We start from the raw sequence: 17,635 nt of genomic DNA, 5'->3' as shown, positions 1-17,635 counted from the left end.
GTCTCGGTGACGGTGACGCCGGTCAACGACAACCCGGTCGCCGTCGCGGACACCATCACCACCGCCGAGGACACCGCGTCGGCGGCCAAGAACGTGGTGGCCAACGACACCGACGTCGACGGTGACGCGCTGACCGTCACCGGCAAGACCAACGGCGCCCACGGCACGGTCACCTGCACGACGACCAGCTGCACCTACAACCCAGCCGCGGGGTTCTCCGGGGCCGACTCGTTCACCTACACGATCTCCGACGGCCACGGCGGCACTGCCACCGGCAACGTCGCCGTGACCGTGACTCCGGTCGCCGGCAACCACCCGCCGGTCGCGAACCCCGACACCCTCACCACGGACGAGGACACCGCGTCGGCGGCCAAGGACGTCGTGGCCAACGACACCGACGTGGACGGCGACGCCCTCACGGTCACGGGCAAGACCAACGGTGCGCACGGCACGGTCACCTGCACGACCACGGCCTGCACCTACACGCCGGCCGCCGACTACAACGGCCCGGACTCGTTCACCTACACGATCTCCGACGGTCACGGCGGCACGGCGACGGGCACGGTCTCGGTGACGGTGACGGCGGTCAACGACAACCCGGTCGCCGTCGCGGACGCCATCACCACCAGCCAGGGCACGCCGTCGGCGGCCAAGAACGTGGTGGCCAACGACACCGACGTGGACGGCGACGCGCTGACCGTCTCCGGCAAGGCCAACGGCGCCCACGGCACGGTCACCTGCACGACGACCAGCTGCACCTACAACCCAGCCGCGGGGTTCTCCGGGGCCGACTCGTACACCTACACGATCTCCGACGGCCACGGCGGGACCGCGACCGGCACCGTCGCCGTGACCGTGACGCCCACCGGAGGCTCCGACGTCTCCCTCGTGAAGTCCGCCCTGGTCAGCAAGCTCAAGGTCGGCGCGCTCGGCGGCTACCGGCTGCTGGTGACCAACACGGGATCCGTCAGCTCGGGCGTCGCGACCCTCACCGACAAGCTGCCGGTCGGCTTCAAGGTCCGGGCGGTCACGCCCGCCACCTGCGCCGTGCGCACGGGCACGCTCACCTGCTCGTTCGGCTCGCTCGCACCCGGACAGCAGGTGACGGTCGACGTCAGCGGCGCCTTCGTGAAGCACGGACGCACCTCCAACACGGCGACGATCACGGCTGCCGGCGACGCCAACCACGCCAACGACAGCTCGACGGTCGCGGTGAAGGTCAAGGGCAAGTCGTGCACCATCGTCGGCACCTTCGGCAACGACGACCTGCGCGGCACACCGCACGGTGACGTGATCTGTGGCCTGGCCGGCGACGACCACCTCGACGGCGGCGCCGGCAACGACGTCCTCTACGGCAACGAGGGCGACGACGTGCTCGTCGGTGGGCCCGGCCACGACGTCCTCGACGGCGGACCGGGCGAGGACACCGCGAGCTATGCCAGGAGCACGCACGGCGTGCACTGCGACCTCTCGCGGTCGCGGTCGACCGGAGACGGCGCCGACCAGCTCATCGACATCGAGAACCTCACCGGCTCGCGCTACGACGACGTGCTCGTCGGTGACGACAAGGACAACACGCTCCAGGGCGGGAAGGGCAACGACACGCTGATCGGCAAGGGCGGCAAGGACCACGCCAACCAGGGACCGGGGCACGGGCCCGTCCGCCCCTGACGACCGGGCCGAGCAGCAGGGGCGCGGGCTCAGCCGACGCGGTCAGCGTCGCCTGATGCGCCGAGCGGACGGTGGGTAGACGCCGGGGCAGGACTTCGCATGAACCGAAACCATCGTCGGGAAATGCGATGTCAACGGTGGCGAACGGGCAAGGCGCCTTGTGATCCCCGCGTCGGAGCCGAGGCACTCGAGTGACGATGTCACAGGGGTTGACTCGGTTCACCTCCGTCGCCAGTTCTCCACAGATTCACCGGACCCTCTTCCCTCGTCGCCAAGAGCGGGTTTACGGTCGCGGCAGCAGGGCTCCTTCTCGGGAAACTCGGGGTCTCCATGACGTTGACGCACGCCGGCGTGCAGGCGTCCACGCTCGCCGCGGCACGCGACGAGCTGGTCGAGCAGCTCGACGCGCACGTGCGCGAGGCGGTGCGCCGCGAGGGCGTCGACCCGCAGGCCGATGCGGGCGTCGTACGCCGGATCGCGGAGTCGGTGGTGCGCGACCACGACGAGCGCAGCCTGACCGGCGTGGTGGCGCCGGTGCCCGACGCCGAGGCGGTGGTGGGCGAGCTGGTGGCGCGGGTGAGCGGGTTCGGGCCGCTGCAGCCGTTCCTCGACGACCCGGCCGTCGAGGAGGTGTGGATCAACGACCCGGGTCTAGTTTGTTAGGGGTTACTTTAGCTGGTTCTCTCAGGACCGCTACCCCCAACTTCTCCGGGTGCTCGTACGACCGCTCCGCCGCCCCCGCTGGCCGCGCGCTCAGCGGGGCGTCCTGAGCCGCGCCTCCACCACTGCGCTGCGCCGCCCCGGCGCCGGGGGCGGCTCGTCGGCGACGTAGTACACGATGATCTTCTGCCTGAAGAACATCTGTGAAATCGTGTGCCGCACAATCGTTGGAGAAGCGGTAGAGGGCCTCTGACCTGCGTGTACGCAATTCAGACGGGCGTCTGAATCCAGTACAGAATGAGAAGGTAGAGCTGAGACCCGTCGCTGCGGGTCTACTTGGCGCCGGGGGGTGCTTGCAATGCGCCCGGTCAAATGAGAGGCTTCCGCATAGGGGGCAGTCTCGCCCCCGGTACCGAGGTAGGGGAGAGGGGGCCGCAATGACCAGCGACGAGCTCGAGGCGACCGTGGAAGACAGCGGCGAGGCCACCGCCGAGACCAGCGGCTCAAGCCGACTGCCGGCTGCGCCCTACATGCCCGGGAAGAGCTTCACCAACTCGTTCGACCGGTACGCCAGCGACGGCCTGCCGGACATGTTCGACAGCTCGTTCTTCGGCAACATCTCGGGCAGCACCATCGCGCAGACGCGCAGCACGATGCGGTACTTCGACCTGATCGACGACCAGTACGTGCCGACCGAGATGATGCGCGACCTCGTGGCGGCCGATGAGGCCACCCGCAAGGAGACCTTCAAGATCATGGTCGAGGAGAAGTACGCGGACGCGCTCGCGCTGAGCCTGAACGCGACGAGCGGCCAGCTCGTGAAGATCTTCAACGAGCGAGGGATCAACGGCGCCACGGTCGACAAGGCGATCGGCTTCTACCTGCACATGCTCGACTACGTCGGCATCCCCTACAGCTCGCACTTCAAGAAGCGCCGTCCGTCCGCCGGGAACGGCACCCGGCGTCGCGCGACCAAGAAGCAGGCCGAGACGACGCCCCCGCCGCTGGTGATCAACAGGCCCAAGATCGTCACCGAGGAGGAGCAGAAGGCGGCGTACATCCAGACGCTGCTCGACCTCGCCAAGAGGGACGACGCCGACGCGACGCTCCAGGACAAGATCTTCGACCGGATCGAGAAGGCTCTCGGCATCGGTGCCGGTCCGACCACCCCGCCGCCGAGCGCGGCTCCCGATGGACGGAGCGACTCAGACTCGCCCTGAGAGGAGTGCGGGGGTCCAAACCTCGCTTCCAGCCCCTTGGGGAAGTCGGCTCGGGTCAGCTAGCGCCCGTGTCGACGATCAGGCCGGTGGCGTCTTACTCTGCGGGTCGGGCGCCACCGGCCACCTTCTTGGTGGCCTGCGCCGATGATAGCTGAGACGACCCCCGCGCAAGCCCTGAGCAACGCAAAAGCGCCCGCCTCCCCGAGCTGGGAGGCGGGCGCTGCATCGTGCGCTGGCTAGCCAAGCGGCCCCTTGCCCAGGTCCTCGCCGAGCGCCCAGCCGGTGACCAGATCGGCCAGCTGCTTGATCTCCTGCGAGCGGGCGCCAGGGGCCTTGACCTCACCGTCGCCCGGGTCCGGGAACACGCCGGTCTTGAGCCACGGGCTCTTCTTGGTGATGGGGAGCTTCATGAACGGCGCCAGCTCCTCGAAGTAGGAGACCACCTCGTCGTGCGTCATCTCCGGCGTGAGGGGGCGGTCCCGCTCGTCCTTCACGCGGGTCAGCCGGTAGTAGGCCGTAGCCAGCGCCCGGAGAACCGTCGAGCTGCCGAGCAGACTCGTCGCGCGAACCTCCGGCGCCGAGACCAGCGGCGAGCCGTCCTCGTCGCTCATGGCGAGCTCGGGGAACGCCGTCATCAGGGCGGTCAGGAAGTTGCTGACCTGCGTGGTGATGGACTGCTCCTGGCTCTCCAGGGCCTTGTTGCGGCCCTCCATGACGCGTCCGACCGGGTGGCCGAGCGCGAACGGGCGGACCAGGTCAGCGAGGTTGGAGCCGGAGACGAGGTTGTGGTTCGGCACCCGCTTGGTGTCGGTGGCGCTGCGCTTGTCCCAGTCGACGCGACCGTCGAGCAGCGGGTGCGACTGCACAGCCCGAGCGATCCGGTTGAGCGCCTGCGACTCGTCGAAGTTGACGATCTGCGTCGCGTTGATCGCCAGAGCCTTGCTCGCGATGTTGCTGAACAGGTCACGGTGCTGCGCGTCCGACATCTCCGCGATCTCGATGGTGATGCACTCGCGGGCCAGGCGCTCCTTGGTGTGCTGCAGCGCCTTCAGCTGAGGAGTGAGCGCCGTGACGGCCTCGTTCTCACCCTTGGCCTTGGCATCCGCGATCATGTTGCTCAGCTTGAGGATCTTCTCCGAGACCTCGCGCCTCTTCTCGTGCCAGCCGAAGACCCGGTGCTGCATGTCGAGGATCTCGCTCTCCTGCGCGAAGTCGCGAGGGAGGCTGAGCACGCCGACCGCCATGCCGTTCAGGGTGGTGGTGGTGGCGAACCGGGGGCTCAGGGACACCGGAGTCGAGATCAGGCCCGGGGGACAACCCCAGGACTTCTCGTTCTTCTCCCAGTACGTTCCCCACGCGCGAGCGTGCGGAACGTTCAGCAGGCGGTTGTTCGGGAACTTCTTGGCCGGGTCCGGCTTCGGCAGCAGGTCCATGGCCATCTCGAGCGTCGGGGTGATCGTGTAGACGTGCCGGCCACCCCGGGTGAACCGAAAGGCGGGCAGCTTGACGTCGGCGGCGTAGTTCGTAAACGCGGCCGAGTCGAGGTTGAGCGTCGTGTCAGTCATGAATAACTCCTTTGTCGTGGCCCATCTGGGCGCTTCTTGATGTTGACTGAAGTCTACAGGAACAGATCCTGAGTTGTCAACCACAATCTGCATCAATCATGTTTTATTGAACTCAAGGTAGCACGACCGCGAGTTATGTCGAATGCAACAGCCGCCCCGCGCGCACGAGCACCTTCACTGAGCGCGCTCCCGCCGGACGCCACGGAACCGCCCATAGCCCTGCGCGGAGTCCCACGCCTCATCGTCGTCGCGACGGGCGTCCTCTGAGTGCCAGGGGCAGCTGGCCGGATCGCCGCGCCACGGGCATCCGCGCTCCGGGCACTTCATGACTGGACCGCGACCCGGCGCAGCTCAGCCATCAGCGGACCGAGCCGCCAGTTGAGGTCCATCAGCCGCAGCAGCTGGATCACCTCTGCGGTCGGCGGGTACTCCTCCATGCGCCGGTCGCAGACCGAGCCGAGCGCGCGGCGCACCGCCCGCTGCACCTCTCCCACATCGCACTCCACCCACGAGTCGCCGTCTCGGCGCACCCACCGTGGAAGCCCAGGCACAGCGGCGTAGCGCCCGCCGAGGCCGACCTGCGCCAACCACTCGGCGGCGTCGGTCGTCGTGCCGTAGAGTTGCGCGTCGGCGGTGGCGGTCACAGCAGCCGCTCCAGCGCCTCGCGGATGTGCTTCGGGGGCGCGTGACTCATGGACCCGCTGAGCCGCACGGTGTTGAGAGGCAGCTCGGCCAGCTCGGCGTCAACCACGTTCTCCGTGCCGAGAGAGCCGTTCTCCGGACCGAACAGGTCCTCCCAATCACCTTCGTCCTCGTACGCGTCGATCGCCGCTTGGAGCGCGTCGGGCACTACCTCGCCCGGCACGACGGTCGCCGGGTCGTAGGTGGCGCGCGGGTCGGACAGGATCGAAGCGAACAGCTTCTCGACGGGGTCCTCGGTGACGACACCGACGAGCAGCTTGGAGGTCGCGGCGAGCCCGCCCCGGTCGAGCAGGTCGTGCAGGATCTTGATCTTGTCGCGGCTCTCCACCTCGGCGTCCTCGACCATCGCGAGGAGCCGCTTGGCGGCGTCGTCCACCGACATCTGGATGCGGGTCGCCGCCCGGGCCTGCACGGCGGGGGCCAGGGCGCCGTGCTGGCCACAGACGTTCGACCCGATCATCGCCTCTCGACGGCACGGCGAGCCGTCCTTGTAGCGGGCGGTGCAGCGGAGGACTTCTGGGTGCGAAGCCCACCACTCCTCGCCGTGGCTCGTGCGGGCCACGGGGCTCAGTCCCAGGCCAGCGGGCCGCAGTGGTCCGTGAGCACGTCCTTGCAGAACCAGCAGCAGTGGTAGGCCACTACCGAGCCGCCCATCGGCACCAGCAGCCGGTGCTTGCCGCCCGCGTTGGAGCCGCAGTGCTCGCAGTGCGAGGTCCGCGTCGGCTTGTCCATCTTGACGGCGGACTCGATCAGCGGCTGCGGCTCGACGCTGGACTCGAGCGAGCGCAGCAACGGGACGCCGGACGCGAGCCCCGGCGGTACCGGATTGCTGAGCGCGGCGAGCAGCTTCTCCTCGATGCCGAGCTCGGGGTCGTCGTAGGCGGCGGTGTTGCAGGCGATCCACGGGAGCAGGCGCTCCGCGTCGTCAATGGCGGCGTTCATCGTTCCTCCTGAGTCACAGCCCTTCAGCCTTGGTCCCGGCCCGGCGGAGGAGCTGCGAACCTCCGCCGGGCCAGGTCATGCGCGTCCCGTAGGAGGTCAGGCCGGGACGTACAGCGTGGGCGGCACGTAGCTGCCGGACGCCTTGATCTGCATCACGAGGCCGGCGAGACGGTGCCGGATGCCGGTGCCGAAGCCCCGCACCCAGTAGCTGTCCACCAGCGGGTAGCTCGGGCGGCTGCCCTCGACCAGCGTCAGCCCAGAGAAGCGGGGGTGGGTGCGCAGCATGATCGGGTTGGAGTTGGCGAGCGAACCACCGGAGGCCAGCGCCACCACGTAGCCCGCCGGGATCCGGCTCGACTCGATGATGAGCGCCTCGTCGTAGGCACCCTTGACCGGGAAGCCCGCGAAGCTTGCAGACGGCTGGTCGCCGATCAGCGCGCCCTCGGCGTAGAAGCGGGCGCCGCTCGCCGGGATGAAGTCGGCGCGAGCGCCGTCCGTCACCCGGTAGGTCGAGATGACGTTGCCCTCGACGCTGTTGACGAAGATGACCAGCTGAGCGCCGTTCTCGGCCGAGTAGCCGTGCGACTTGAAGTCGTCGACGATCTCGTCTAGGTCGCCGCTCGTCACGGCAGCCGCGCCGCTGATGCGGTAGTGCGTGTGCGTGTCCGAGAAAGTCTGCCCGCCGTAGCTCGGGGGAGTCCAGCCGTCGCCGTTGGCGAAGGCGAACACGTCGTAGACGGCGTCCGTCTTCGGATCCACGACCTGCCGGTTGACGTTCGAGAAGACCGTCTTCATCACGTCGTTGAACAGGTGGTCCTGGTCGGCGGCGAGGATCGCGTTGGCGTTGGCCGCGACCTCGTCGGCGCTGGCGTCAGCGAGGTAGCGCCACGTGGCGGACCACCGAGCGTCGTACCACTTGAACGTCGCGCCCATGTTGAGGACGTCGGCCAGCTGGCGCGAGCTCAAGGGGACGCCGTACTCGCTGGACTCCTCGAAGATGCCAGCGGTGCCGCCGACGGTCTGGAGGACGGAGGTCACCGGCGAGTTGACCGGGTAGCTGAACAGCGACAAGAAGTTCTGCTGCTGCTCGTTCTGGATGTCGGCAGCTGCCTGCAGCTCGGCGAACAGGTCGTTGAGGTCACGCCCGTCCGCGGTCGTCTGCATGACGTCTGCGAAGGCTGAGTAGCCCTTGCGTGCCATGAGGTGCTCCTGTGAGGTCGAGAAGGAAGGATGGGTGCGAGCTGCTGCTCGCGCGGCTTCCGGTTCCGCCCTCACTGGGCCTCTGGGCCTCTCGGCTCAGCTGGTCAAGCTGCCTAGCTGACCGAGCCGAACGTTACCTCGTCTTTGGAGGTCGAGGGGAAGTCAGCTGAACTTCGTTGATTCAAACGCGCTCGGTGCCGAGCTCGGCGCGGGCGGCAGTCTGGTAGAGGTCGATGACCTCGTGAAGTGCCCGACGCTCGTGGATCAAGTCGCCGCGTCTCTCTTCGTCGAGCGTGAACATGCGGTGCCGCAAGTGGACGCGCAGAAGTTGGAGAAGTGCCTCGCGGGCAGCAGCGCTCGACGCTGCGGACCCGAGAAGTGCAACCGTTGCCTCTTGGGTGCGTGCCGCTTCTACATCGGCGTCGGCCTGGTCGGTGGCCTGTGCGTATTCGGGATTGACGTGCACTCCCGGAATCGCCTTCGCCTCCATTGTCGCCAGTGCGTTGACTGCGCGCCGCAGGGATGCCAGGAGTGAAGCGTGGGCTTCGAGGCGCTCGTCTCTCCAACGCTCTTCGAGGGCACCAATCTGCTCCGTCTCCAACCTGTGAAGTTCGTGCTCACGATCACGCGCTCGTTCAGCGCGATCTTCTGCCCTGCGCGTGTCCTCGCGACGGTCTGCTCGTCCTTGTTGCCACAGGACCGCGCCTGCGGCCACGACGGGCCCCGAGCCGTACTGCAGGACGGTCACCCACCAGGTCATGGTGTCGAGTCTGACAGCGAAGAGCCCAGAGCCGAGCGCCGAACCTCGTCGCCGAACGGTCGACTGTCGGACGCGGCGTCTACGGTGGGAGCCATGGGCAGCGACGATCACGATCACCCAAAGGACCTCCACATCCAGGCCGACGGCTCCGAGGAGTACCGGGGTCCGTGGGTGGTCGAGAGCGATGATTCTCTCAACGCCAACCACTCGGGCACTGTCTGCGTGCACGAGGGCGCGACGTTCCAGATCGGCCCACGGGGGACGCTATCTGGATCGCTCACACTCCAGTCGGGAAGCACCGCGCGGATCGACGGCAAGGTCGCCGGTTCCCTCACCGTGGCGTCGGGCGCAATCGCCGAGATCACTGGCGACCAGAGCGGCTCGGTCACCGTTGATCGAGGAGGACTCGTGCGGGTGCATCCCGGTGGGAAGCTGGCTGGCTCGCTGGTCGTCGCGGGCCTGGTCGAGAACCGTGGGGTGCGCGGCGGCTCGGTGCAGATCAGGGGCGGCGAGATTCAGGACCTCGACGGCGGATCGGAGAAGCAGCCAACCCGGACCACCGATGGCTCGAGCATCTACGTCTGGTGACGGATCGACCGGCTACGAGCCGCCCGCCTCGTTCTCCTTTGTCGTCCTATCCAGTCCAGAACGCAGCTCGTCCCACTGGGCTTTCTGGCGAGCACGTAGCTCATCGATCGCAGCCCTGCTCTGACGGTTCTGCTCCGCTTGCCGAGCTGTGGTCTCGGCCAACCACGCCGCCCGCCTCTTGTTGGCCTGCCGAACGCCGACGAGACTCACAAACCCAACGGCGATGATCAGCAGCACCATGATCCCGAACAGGAGGGCGAACACTCCGGCATCATCCCGCAGCTCGGCGGACCTCGGCCCTCCGAACGGCGGCCATGACGTGGGAGTGGTTCCACAACGGTGACGAGCCTTCCCCCTTCGGCACTCCTTCGTCGTTGAACTGCCGGGCGATGGCGGAGGCCGAGCTACCCGCGTCGTAGAGAGCGACGATGCGAGCCTCGACCTCGGCAGGAATCCGTGTTGGGCGCCCCATGTGCTTGCCGGTCGTCTCGCGGATGCGGGCCATCGCTTCACGGGTCCGCTGCGAGATAAGCCGCCGCTCCAACGCGGCTGCCGCAGCCGTCACCTCCGAGGCGAACCGGCCCGCGTTGCTGGACGTGTCCACGCCCAGGTCTAGGCAGATCACCGCCCACCCCTCGCGCTCGGCCCTGTCGAGCAGCCCGGCGAAGTCCGCCGTAGACCGGGACAGCCGGTCGAGCTTGGCCACGGCGAGGGCGTCTGCCCGGCCAGCTCGCAGGTCCTCCAAGGCAGCCGCCAGCACCGGTCGACCTTCGAGGCTCTTGGCCGAGGCGGCGTCCTCCCGTCGCAGCTCCAGCGAGCGCCAGCCCAGCAGCTCGGCAGAGGACCTCAACTGCTCGGTCTGCACCGCGGGGCTGATCGCCTGCTTGTCGGTCGAGGCTCGGACGTAGCCCAGGACGCGCAGCTCCGTGCTTTCCATCTCGATTCTCCTCGGTTCCCGTCGGCAAGGGGACCCTTGCCAACGGGCCTGAACCGTAGGTGGTCGATCTGATCGACGCTAGGCCCTCGCGCTCGGGCGCGTTAGCGGTCCTGATGCACACGCGGCGGGCGGTTCTGCGGTGCTCTTCGTGCCGAGGGGGAGCCTCCGTGCCGTTCGGCGACCCGGCTTCACTTGGGTGCAGCGGAGCTCTCCGCACGCCCCTCCGGGAGGCAGATGCCATGCGCCTCCAGGGCGACTGCGCCCCGCCTCCAACCACGTACTGCCCCTCCGAGCAGCGTGGTGGTGCCCTGCGCCCTATAGGCGCAGGGGCGCACCACTCCGACACCCATGCGGCCTTGGGCTGGGGCGCACCAGGGCGCAAGGGCGCACCTTCACGGGTTCTCAGAGAACTCAGCGGCTGCGCCACCATCCACCTCGTAGTGATGGTGGGTGCGGCCCTGCTTTTCGATACGGATCCAGCCGTCGCGGACGAGGTTGGCGACAGCCTGACGGACGTAGTTGGTCTTGCCTTCAACCTTGTCTTCGATCGCGTTCTGAGAGCAGCCCGGGTTCTGACGGACGCATTCCCGGACAGCAACCTCAAGGTCGCCAGCTCGGGCGCGGCTGCGGCTCGGACCGTTGATGCTCAGGTGCCGGTCGTCAGGATCGAACGCGAGCCGCACCTCTGGCTGCTCGACGTCGCGGCCGACGGCCGAGAAGAAGCGAGCGAGCGGAACGTCCGAGTCGTCGCCGTCCTCCCTCACGAGCTTCCAGATCGCGTCCGGCCAGTCGAGCAGACGACTGTCGCCACGGCTGCGCTCGTTGCTGTGGCCCATGTGGTGGACGAGGAGCAGCTCAGACACTCCGGCCTCGCGCACGAGCTCGTCCAAGGCGGTCAGGAAGCGGCCAGCCTCCTTGTCTTCGGACAGCCCGAGAGCGTCGAGCGCCGGGCGCAGGCAGTCCAGCACCAGGACGTCAGCAGGGCCGATGCGCTCCGCCCACTCGGATCGGATCGTGGGGTTGAGAATGTCGAAGCTGGAAAGGCTGCCCCGCAGCGACACGAGGTCGATCGCGTCGGTCTTGCGGATCGCCTGGTCACGGAGCCAGCGGCGGACCATGCCCGGAGCCAGCTCGTCGTCCAGCAGCACGACTCGGTCGGCACGCTCGACGGTGAACGTACCGAGGAAGTCGTCACCGTCCACGAGACTGCGCAGGAGGTTGCCGACCAGCGTGGTCTTGCCGGCCTTGAACTGGGCCGCCAGCAGCACGCGCCCGTCTCTGGGCCACAGGCCCTCTACGCGGTAGCGAACGTCCTCGTCTGGCTCATCGAGGAACGCGCTGAGGTTGACCAGCTCGGGACGGACTGAGCCGTCCCGCTGCATCAAGTCGAAGGCGTCCTTGGCATGCTGGCGGGCGATCATGCGCCCGAGCTCGATAGCCGCCTCGGTCCGTCGTCCGACGTCACGCTCGTTGGGGAAGAGCATCCGACCCGCCACGCTCGGGTTGGCCCGGAACATCCGCGACAGCACCCTGCCTTGGTCCTCTTCGTCTCGGGCGCTCAGCCATTCCGTCAGCTGATCGGTCGACAGTCCGCCGAGTTGATCGAGCAGATCAAGGACCAGCTCGTCTCTGTCCTTTTCGGCTGCTCGCCGCGCGTCCATCTCGTCCTTCCAGCGGAAGTGCCTCAGCTCTGCCGGGCTGGGCGGATCGCAGTCGTCGTCGGTCACTTCTCGGTGCTCGCCGAGAGCAGCTGGGCGATAGACTCCCGCTGCTCGTCCGAGAGCGAAGGGAACTGCGCCACGGCCTCTTCGACCGCGAGCTGTACCGCGTCCACGCCTCAGGCCCCCGTCGGGCGAGCGGCGCGAACGGCGGCGCGAACGTCCTTCTCGATCCGGATGACGTCGTCGCCGGGGACCGAGCAGATGCTGAGCAGCAGGCCGACGAGGTGCCCCGCGTGGACGTCGTCGAGCTGGACGTCGTCTCGGGCGCACTCGCGCAGGCGGTTGTCGAGCTTGGCGCAGGCGAGGCTGGCCCGAGCTGCGGCAATCTCGTCCGGGTCGGGGTTGGGGTTGTGGGCGCTGAGCCGGGCCAGAGCGGACCGGGTCTGGGTGACCGATGAAAGGTCAGACACAGGAGAACTCCGATGTCTCGAAGGTGCCGCTATCGAGGTGTCGGAGTGTCGGAGTGTCGGAGTGTGCGCGGGAGGCTGCCGATGGCTGCCCTCGGCCCCGAACGCTAGTCCTTCTCCCTGAAGGACTACGGAGAGCTACGCGGATGGCTAGTAGCAGCGACCGAGGAGCCGAAGAGCCGCCGACTTGGCGAGTTACAAGGTCGGCGGCTCCGGAGCCGGGAGAGGGAGCTCTCGGCAGCTACGCGTGGGTGATCGTCACGGCGCTGGGGTCGTAGGCGCGAGCGTTGCCGGGGCCGATGCGGTGGATCGTGATGCGCATGCCGAGCAGCCGGACGATGCGCTTCTTGGTCTCAACGTCGGTCTTGGCCCAGGCCTCCGTCACACCCGGCCCGGCGTAGTCCGCGAGCTCGGCGTCGGGCTGAGCTCGGCGCAGCTTGTCCCGCTCGGCGTCGAGCTGCGGACGCAGCCGCCCGGTGATGCGCTGGAGCTGCTCGCCGGTGATCGCGTCGTCGGCGAACTGGTCAGCGGTGAGGGCGAGCTTGGCCTCCAGCGCGGCGATCCGCTCGCGGGCCGCGTCGGCTGCTATGGGGTCGCCGCCGAGCAGTTTCACGCCGTCCCGCTCCAACAGCGCCAGCACCACGCGGGTCACGTGGTCGTCTACGTCGTCCATGTTGCGCTGGACCTTCATGCAGCCCGCGTGAGGGCACTTGTAGCTGTGCGGGTAGTGACGGACGCGCCCGTTCTTGAGGGTGTAGTCGTAGGCGTTGGTGCCGACCACGAACTCACCGCACTCGCCGCAGAGGGCCACCGACGTCAGCAGGTACTTCGCCTCGGTCCCACGGTTGTTGGACCGCCGAGCCGGGTTGGTCAGGAAGGCGACCAGCCGCTCGTGCAGCTCGCGGTCGTACAGCGCCTCCCACTGCCCCGGCCCGGCCTCCTTGCCGTGGTGGGTGCGGACGCCGCAGTTGCGCCAGCGCAGCAGCATCCGGCGGAGCACCTGCGTAGCCCAGGTCTTCCCGGTGGAGGTGCGGACGCCGCGCTCGTTCAGGTCGCGAGTGATCTTCCAGATGCCCTCGCCGGCAAGCACCCGCTGGACGCACTCGCGCACCACCGCAGCCTCCGCCGGGTTGATGACGAGGCGCTTGTCCTCGGTGAAGTCCCAGCCGAACGGGCGCGGCCCGATGTGGGCGCCGTTCACCGCGAGCTGCGCGTGAGCCCGGGTCACCCGCTCAGCGGTGCGCTCGGCCTCCGCCGCGTCCCACGCTGCCACCGTGAGCGCGACGGCTCGCCCGTCAGCCGTGGAGAGGTCGTGCTCGCCGGAGGCGACCGTCTTGACGCGGACGCGGCCCTCGTTGGCGAGGTTGATGAGGTCGATCCACTCCGCCGGGCGCCGCGTCAGGCGGCTGTTGGAGTAGGCGAGGATCGCGTCGATGCGGCCAGCTCGCGCGTCGGCCAGCAGGCGGTTGTAGCTCGGGCGGGGCTTCCGGCTCTTGGTCGAGGCGCTGATGTCGTTGTCGGTGTAGACACCGATCACGGAGAAGCCCGCTCGCTTGGCGAGCTTGCGGCAGTCCTCCTCCTGCCGCGCGACGCCGAGCCCCTCCTGCTCGGCGTCGCGACTGATGCGGCAGTAGATCGCCGCGCGGGGCTTGGTCACGCAGCGACCTCGACAGCCTTGCCAGCGGCGCGGCCCGCGCGCAGCGCCGGGACGTCGGCCTCGCCACCGGCGAGCAGCCGGGCGGCGTCGGCCTTGCCGTTGCGCAGCTGATCCCCCGCGATGCGGGCGGCGACCGCCTCGCCGAAGCCCTGCAGGAACGCGCGGTGCTGCAGGTACTTCTGCATGTCGGTCAGGTCGCGCCGGGCGTCGACGTTGGCCTTCTGCCAGTCGCGCAGCGCCGCCAGCGACAGCGGCTCGAGGTCGGCCAGCAGCGCCACCAGCTGCTCGGCCCGGTCGCCCGCCAAGTGGCAGACGCGCAGCATCTCGGTGCGGAACTCGGTCGTGACGGTGAGCCCGCCGAGCGCCTCAGCCAGCAGCTCGGTCACCGGCGCCATGACGATGCTGTAGCTGCCCGTCCAGGGCCGCTCGACCGTGGCCGTGGTGGGCTCGGCGGCGACCGGCTCGTCGGCCGGGAGGGGGGTGGCGTCGGCGGCGAGGTAGAGCGCCACGGCGGCGCCCTCAGCGGTCAGCGCCCACCACGCACCGGCGTCAATGTCACCGCTCTGGTCCTCGGATACGGTCCACAGCCCGAGCTTGGCGGTGGCGCCCATGACGCCGCTGGCCGACCGGACGCTGGCGAAGTGCTCCTCGGACAGGCACGAGCCCCAGCTACCCGAGTTCTCGACGATGCCCTCGTCGAAGAACGAGAACTCGCCAGCCCCGACAGCCCGCATGAACTCGCGGCCCTTGGTGGTGAGCTTGGCGGCGATAGCGGCGACCTCGGCGGGGGTGGTGGTGGTGGTGGACTTGTTCACGGCGGTTCCTTCCGGTTGTCCGGGAGGCGGTACCTAGCGTACCTAACTCCCGTCGCGGGTGTTCGTGGCCCGTCACGGGCGCCACGAGCTGACCAACCTCGTGCTGACCCGCGCCCAGGTGCAGGAGCTGGTCGAGCGGATGCTCAAGAGCTCGGGTCGCCGCGTCGACCTGAGCCAGCCCTTCGTCGACGCGATGCTGCCCGAGGGGCACCGGCTCCACGTCGTGCTGGAGGGCATCAGCCGCGGCTTCTCCGCGGTCAACATCCGCAAGTTCACCGTCCGCGCCCACCACCTGCGGAGCCTGGTCGAGCTGGGCAGCCTGAGCCCGCGGGCGGCGGCCTTCCTTGAGGCGTCGGTCCGCGCCGGGCTCAACATCCTGGTCGCCGGCGGCACCCAGGCCGGCAAGACGACGATGCTCAACTGCCTCGCTGCCGCGATCCCCGGCGGTGAGCGGGTGGTGAGCGCGGAGGAGGTCCACGAGCTGCGCTTCACCCACCCCGACTGGGTCGCCCTGCAGACCCGGCAGCAGGGACTCGAGGGCACCGGCGAGGTGCGGCTGCGCGACCTCGTGAAGGAGTCGCTGCGCATGCGCCCGTCGCGGGTGGTCGTGGGCGAGGTGCGGGCCGAGGAGTGCCTCGACCTCCTGCTCGCGCTCAACGCCGGCCTGCCGGGCATGTGCACGATCCACGCCAACAGCGCCCGGGAGGCGCTGGTGAAGTGCTGCACGCTGCCCCTGCTGGCCGGGGAGAACATCTCGGCCCGGTTCGTGGTGCCGACCGTCGCGGCCAGCGTGGACCTGGTGGTCCACCTCGGCATCGACGAGCACGGCGTGCGTCGGGTCAACGAGGTCGTCGGCGTGCCCGGTCGGGTCGAGAACGACGTCATCGAGACCGAGCCGATCTTCGTCCGTCGCGGCACCGAGCTGGCCCGCACCGGCGGGCTGCCGCCGCGGCTCGAGCAGTTCGAACGCCGCGGGATCGACGTGCACCGACTCCTCACCGGCCCGTTGGACGGCTGATGGGCGCACTCGTCGGGCTCGGCGTCGGGGTCGGGCTGCTGCTGGTCTGGTCGGCGTTCTTCGTCGCTCCCAAGCCGCGGCAGCAGCAGCGGCGCGGCCGGACGGCGGAGCTGCTGGCGAGGGCCGGGATGCGCGAGGTGTCGGTCACCGGGTTCGTGTCGCTGTGCGTCGTGGCGGCGGCGGTCTCGACGTTCGTCGTGCAGGTGGTGTCGCGGACGCCGCCGGTCGCGCTGGCGTTCGGCGTGATCGGCGGCTATCTCCCGGTCGCCGTCGTGAGCGGGCGAGCGCGCCGGCGCCAGCGCGAGCTCGCGGAGGTCTGGCCCGAGGCCGTCGACAACCTCACCTCGGCGGTCCGGGCCGGCATGTCGCTGCCCGACGCGCTGGCGGCGCTGGGTGTGCGTGGCCCCGAGGTGCTGCGGCCGGCGTTCGACGCTTTCGCGCTCGACTACCAGGTGACCGGACGGTTCGGCGAGAGTCTCGACCGCCTGAAGGAGCGCCTCGCCGACCCGGTGGGCGACCGTGTGGTCGAGGGGCTGCGCGTGGCGCGCGAGGTCGGCGGCGGCGAGCTCGGGCGGCTGCTGCGCAACCTGTCCGGCTACCTGCGTGAGGACGTCCGCACCCGCGGTGAGCTGGAGTCGCGACAGGCCTGGACGGTCAACGGCGCCCGCCTCGCCGTGGCCGCGCCGTGGCTGGTGCTGCTCTTCATGTCCTTCCAGACCGAGGTCATCCGTCGCTATGCATCGCCGTCCGGTGCGCTGGTCCTCGGTGTGGGCGCCGGGCTGTGCCTGGTCGCCTACCGCCTGATGATGCGCATCGGGCGCCTCCCGGTCGAGCGGCGGATCCTGCGGTGACGCCGACCGCCTGGGGAGCGCTGCTCGGAGCCTCGCTCGGTGGCGGGCTGCTGCTGGTCGGGGCGCGGGTCCTCGCGCTGAGGCGGCCGCGGTTGGAGGCACGGGTCCTGCCCTACCTCCGCGACGTACCCCGACTCACCGCGCGGCCGGTCCCCTCGACCTCCGCGACCCGCGGGGTGTTCGGGCCACTGCTGACCTCGGCTGCCGACGCCGTCGAGCGCGTGCTCGGGGGAGCAGCCTCGGTCCGCACGAGGCTGGCGCGGGCAGGCCTCGACGTGACCGTGGCGGAGTTCCGGGTGCAGCAGGTCGTGTGGGGTCTGGTGGCCTTCGCGCTCAGCGCGGCCTACTCGATCCTCAAGGCGCTGACCCGTCCCGGCGGGCTGGTCCCGGCGGTGGTCCTGTGCCTCGCGGCGTTCGTCGTCGGCGTGCTCGCGCGCGACCAACACCTCTCGTCGCAGGTCAAGCAGCGCGAACACCGGATCCTCGCCGAGTTCCCGACCGTCGCTGAGCTGCTCGCGCTCGCCGTGGCAGCGGGGGAGAGCCCGGTGGCTGCGCTCGACCGTGTCGTACGCCGGTCCGGCGGCGATCTCTCCTCCGACCTGTCATCGGTGCTCGCCGCCGTCCGCACCGGTGAGCCCGTCGCCTCGGCGTTCGACCGCATGGCCGCGACGACCGGGCTGCCCCTGGTCGCGCGGTTCGCCCAGGGCATCGCGGTCGCAGTCGAGCGCGGCACCCCTCTGGCCGACGTCCTGCACGCGCAAGCGGCGGACGTCCGCGAGGCCGGGCGCCGCGAGCTGATCGAGGTCGCCGCCCGTCGCGAGGTCGCCATGATGGTCCCGGTGGTGTTCCTCGTGCTGCCGGTGACCGTGCTGTTCGCCTTCTGGCCCGGCGTCGTCGGGCTGTCGCTCACGACGCCGTGAC

19 protein-coding genes are annotated in these 17,635 nt (G+C 69.4%); 7 read left to right on the top strand and 12 right to left on the bottom strand.

Translation table 11 applies throughout. The features are described 5' to 3' along the window. The 3 genes from G514_RS0117240 to G514_RS0117225 all read left to right on the top strand — a co-directional run. On the top strand, positions 1–1,671 hold a 1,671-nt coding region (locus G514_RS0117240), incomplete at its 5' end, for an Ig-like domain-containing protein (RefSeq protein WP_028652771.1). A 330-nt stretch (positions 1,672–2,001) separates the two neighbouring features. Then, complete coding sequence (locus tag G514_RS0117235; protein WP_028652770.1) at positions 2,002–2,334, top strand: hypothetical protein; 333 nt, start codon at positions 2,002–2,004, stop codon at positions 2,332–2,334. A 434-nt stretch (positions 2,335–2,768) separates the two neighbouring features. Continuing rightward, positions 2,769–3,551, top strand: coding sequence for a DUF5343 domain-containing protein (locus G514_RS0117225; RefSeq protein ID WP_028652769.1), 783 nt, complete (start codon positions 2,769–2,771; stop codon positions 3,549–3,551). Positions 3,552–3,787: 236 nt separating this feature from the next. On the opposite strand, the gene G514_RS0117220 is transcribed toward G514_RS0117225, so the two are convergent. From G514_RS0117220 to G514_RS30435, 6 genes are all read right to left on the bottom strand, one after another. Continuing rightward, positions 3,788–5,116, bottom strand: coding sequence for a DNA sulfur modification protein DndB (locus tag G514_RS0117220; RefSeq protein ID WP_028652768.1), 1,329 nt, complete (start codon positions 5,114–5,116; stop codon positions 3,788–3,790). Positions 5,117–5,439: 323 nt separating this feature from the next. After that, positions 5,440–5,760: a hypothetical protein gene (locus tag G514_RS0117215; RefSeq protein ID WP_028652767.1), complete on the bottom strand. Its 321-nt coding sequence runs from the start codon at positions 5,758–5,760 to the stop codon at positions 5,440–5,442. Continuing rightward, entirely contained in the window at positions 5,757–6,380 is a 624-nt protein-coding gene (locus tag G514_RS29420; protein ID WP_157544928.1) for a hypothetical protein, read from the bottom strand. Before G514_RS29420 ends, G514_RS0117215 begins: the two co-directional genes overlap by 4 nt. A 5-nt stretch (positions 6,381–6,385) precedes the next feature. After that, a complete protein-coding gene (locus tag G514_RS0117205; RefSeq protein WP_028652765.1) occupies positions 6,386–6,760 on the bottom strand; it encodes a hypothetical protein in 375 nt (124 codons plus the stop codon). Between the two features lie 96 nt (positions 6,761–6,856). Further along, entirely contained in the window at positions 6,857–7,960 is a 1,104-nt protein-coding gene (locus G514_RS0117200) for a hypothetical protein (RefSeq protein ID WP_028652764.1), read from the bottom strand. A gap of 181 nt (positions 7,961–8,141) precedes the next feature. Then, positions 8,142–8,720, bottom strand: a complete 579-nt coding sequence (locus tag G514_RS30435) for a hypothetical protein (RefSeq protein ID WP_157544926.1) — start codon at positions 8,718–8,720, stop codon at positions 8,142–8,144. A 93-nt stretch (positions 8,721–8,813) separates the two neighbouring features. On the opposite strand from G514_RS30435, the gene G514_RS30430 reads away from it, so the two are divergent. Next, on the top strand, positions 8,814–9,308 hold the full coding sequence (locus tag G514_RS30430; RefSeq protein WP_157544924.1) for a hypothetical protein: 495 nt from the start codon (positions 8,814–8,816) through the stop codon (positions 9,306–9,308). Between the two features lie 12 nt (positions 9,309–9,320). On the opposite strand, the gene G514_RS0117185 is transcribed toward G514_RS30430, so the two are convergent. From G514_RS0117185 to G514_RS0117155, 6 genes are all read right to left on the bottom strand, one after another. Beyond that, a complete protein-coding gene (locus G514_RS0117185) occupies positions 9,321–9,572 on the bottom strand; it encodes a hypothetical protein (protein WP_028652761.1) in 252 nt (83 codons plus the stop codon). A 7-nt stretch (positions 9,573–9,579) separates the two neighbouring features. Beyond that, positions 9,580–10,245 (bottom strand): recombinase family protein, encoded by a 666-nt coding sequence (locus tag G514_RS27405; RefSeq protein WP_051247618.1) that lies wholly within the window; start codon positions 10,243–10,245, stop codon positions 9,580–9,582. Between the two features lie 392 nt (positions 10,246–10,637). After that, entirely contained in the window at positions 10,638–11,972 is a 1,335-nt protein-coding gene (locus G514_RS0117175; protein WP_028652760.1) for an AAA family ATPase, read from the bottom strand. Positions 11,973–12,082: 110 nt separating this feature from the next. Next, complete coding sequence (locus G514_RS0117165) at positions 12,083–12,376, bottom strand: hypothetical protein (RefSeq protein ID WP_028652759.1); 294 nt, start codon at positions 12,374–12,376, stop codon at positions 12,083–12,085. A gap of 238 nt (positions 12,377–12,614) precedes the next feature. After that, positions 12,615–14,030 carry a recombinase family protein gene (locus G514_RS27400; RefSeq protein ID WP_051247616.1) on the bottom strand — a complete coding sequence of 472 codons (1,416 nt, stop codon included), beginning with the start codon at positions 14,028–14,030 and terminating at the stop codon, positions 12,615–12,617. After that, positions 14,027–14,845, bottom strand: a complete 819-nt coding sequence (locus G514_RS0117155; protein WP_028652758.1) for a hypothetical protein — start codon at positions 14,843–14,845, stop codon at positions 14,027–14,029. Before G514_RS0117155 ends, G514_RS27400 begins: the two co-directional genes overlap by 4 nt. 58 nt (positions 14,846–14,903) lie before the next feature. On the opposite strand from G514_RS0117155, the gene G514_RS27395 reads away from it, so the two are divergent. Genes G514_RS27395 through G514_RS0117140 form a run of 3 tightly spaced genes read left to right on the top strand, consistent with a single transcriptional unit; the run spans position 14,904 to position 17,634 of the window. Then, complete coding sequence (locus G514_RS27395; RefSeq protein ID WP_483814911.1) at positions 14,904–15,863, top strand: TadA family conjugal transfer-associated ATPase; 960 nt, start codon at positions 14,904–14,906, stop codon at positions 15,861–15,863. After that, positions 15,863–16,714, top strand: a complete 852-nt coding sequence (locus G514_RS0117145) for a type II secretion system F family protein (RefSeq protein WP_028652757.1) — start codon at positions 15,863–15,865, stop codon at positions 16,712–16,714. The genes G514_RS27395 and G514_RS0117145 overlap by 1 nt, the downstream gene beginning before the upstream one ends. Continuing rightward, entirely contained in the window at positions 16,711–17,634 is a 924-nt protein-coding gene (locus G514_RS0117140; protein ID WP_028652756.1) for a type II secretion system F family protein, read from the top strand. Before G514_RS0117145 ends, G514_RS0117140 begins: the two co-directional genes overlap by 4 nt. The last annotated feature ends 1 nt before the right edge of the window (position 17,635 follow it).

This window comes from Nocardioides halotolerans DSM 19273 (assembly GCF_000422805.1).
Taxonomy (GTDB): domain Bacteria; phylum Actinomycetota; class Actinomycetes; order Propionibacteriales; family Nocardioidaceae; genus Nocardioides; species Nocardioides halotolerans.
This window is presented reverse-complemented; position numbering and strand designations above follow the sequence as displayed.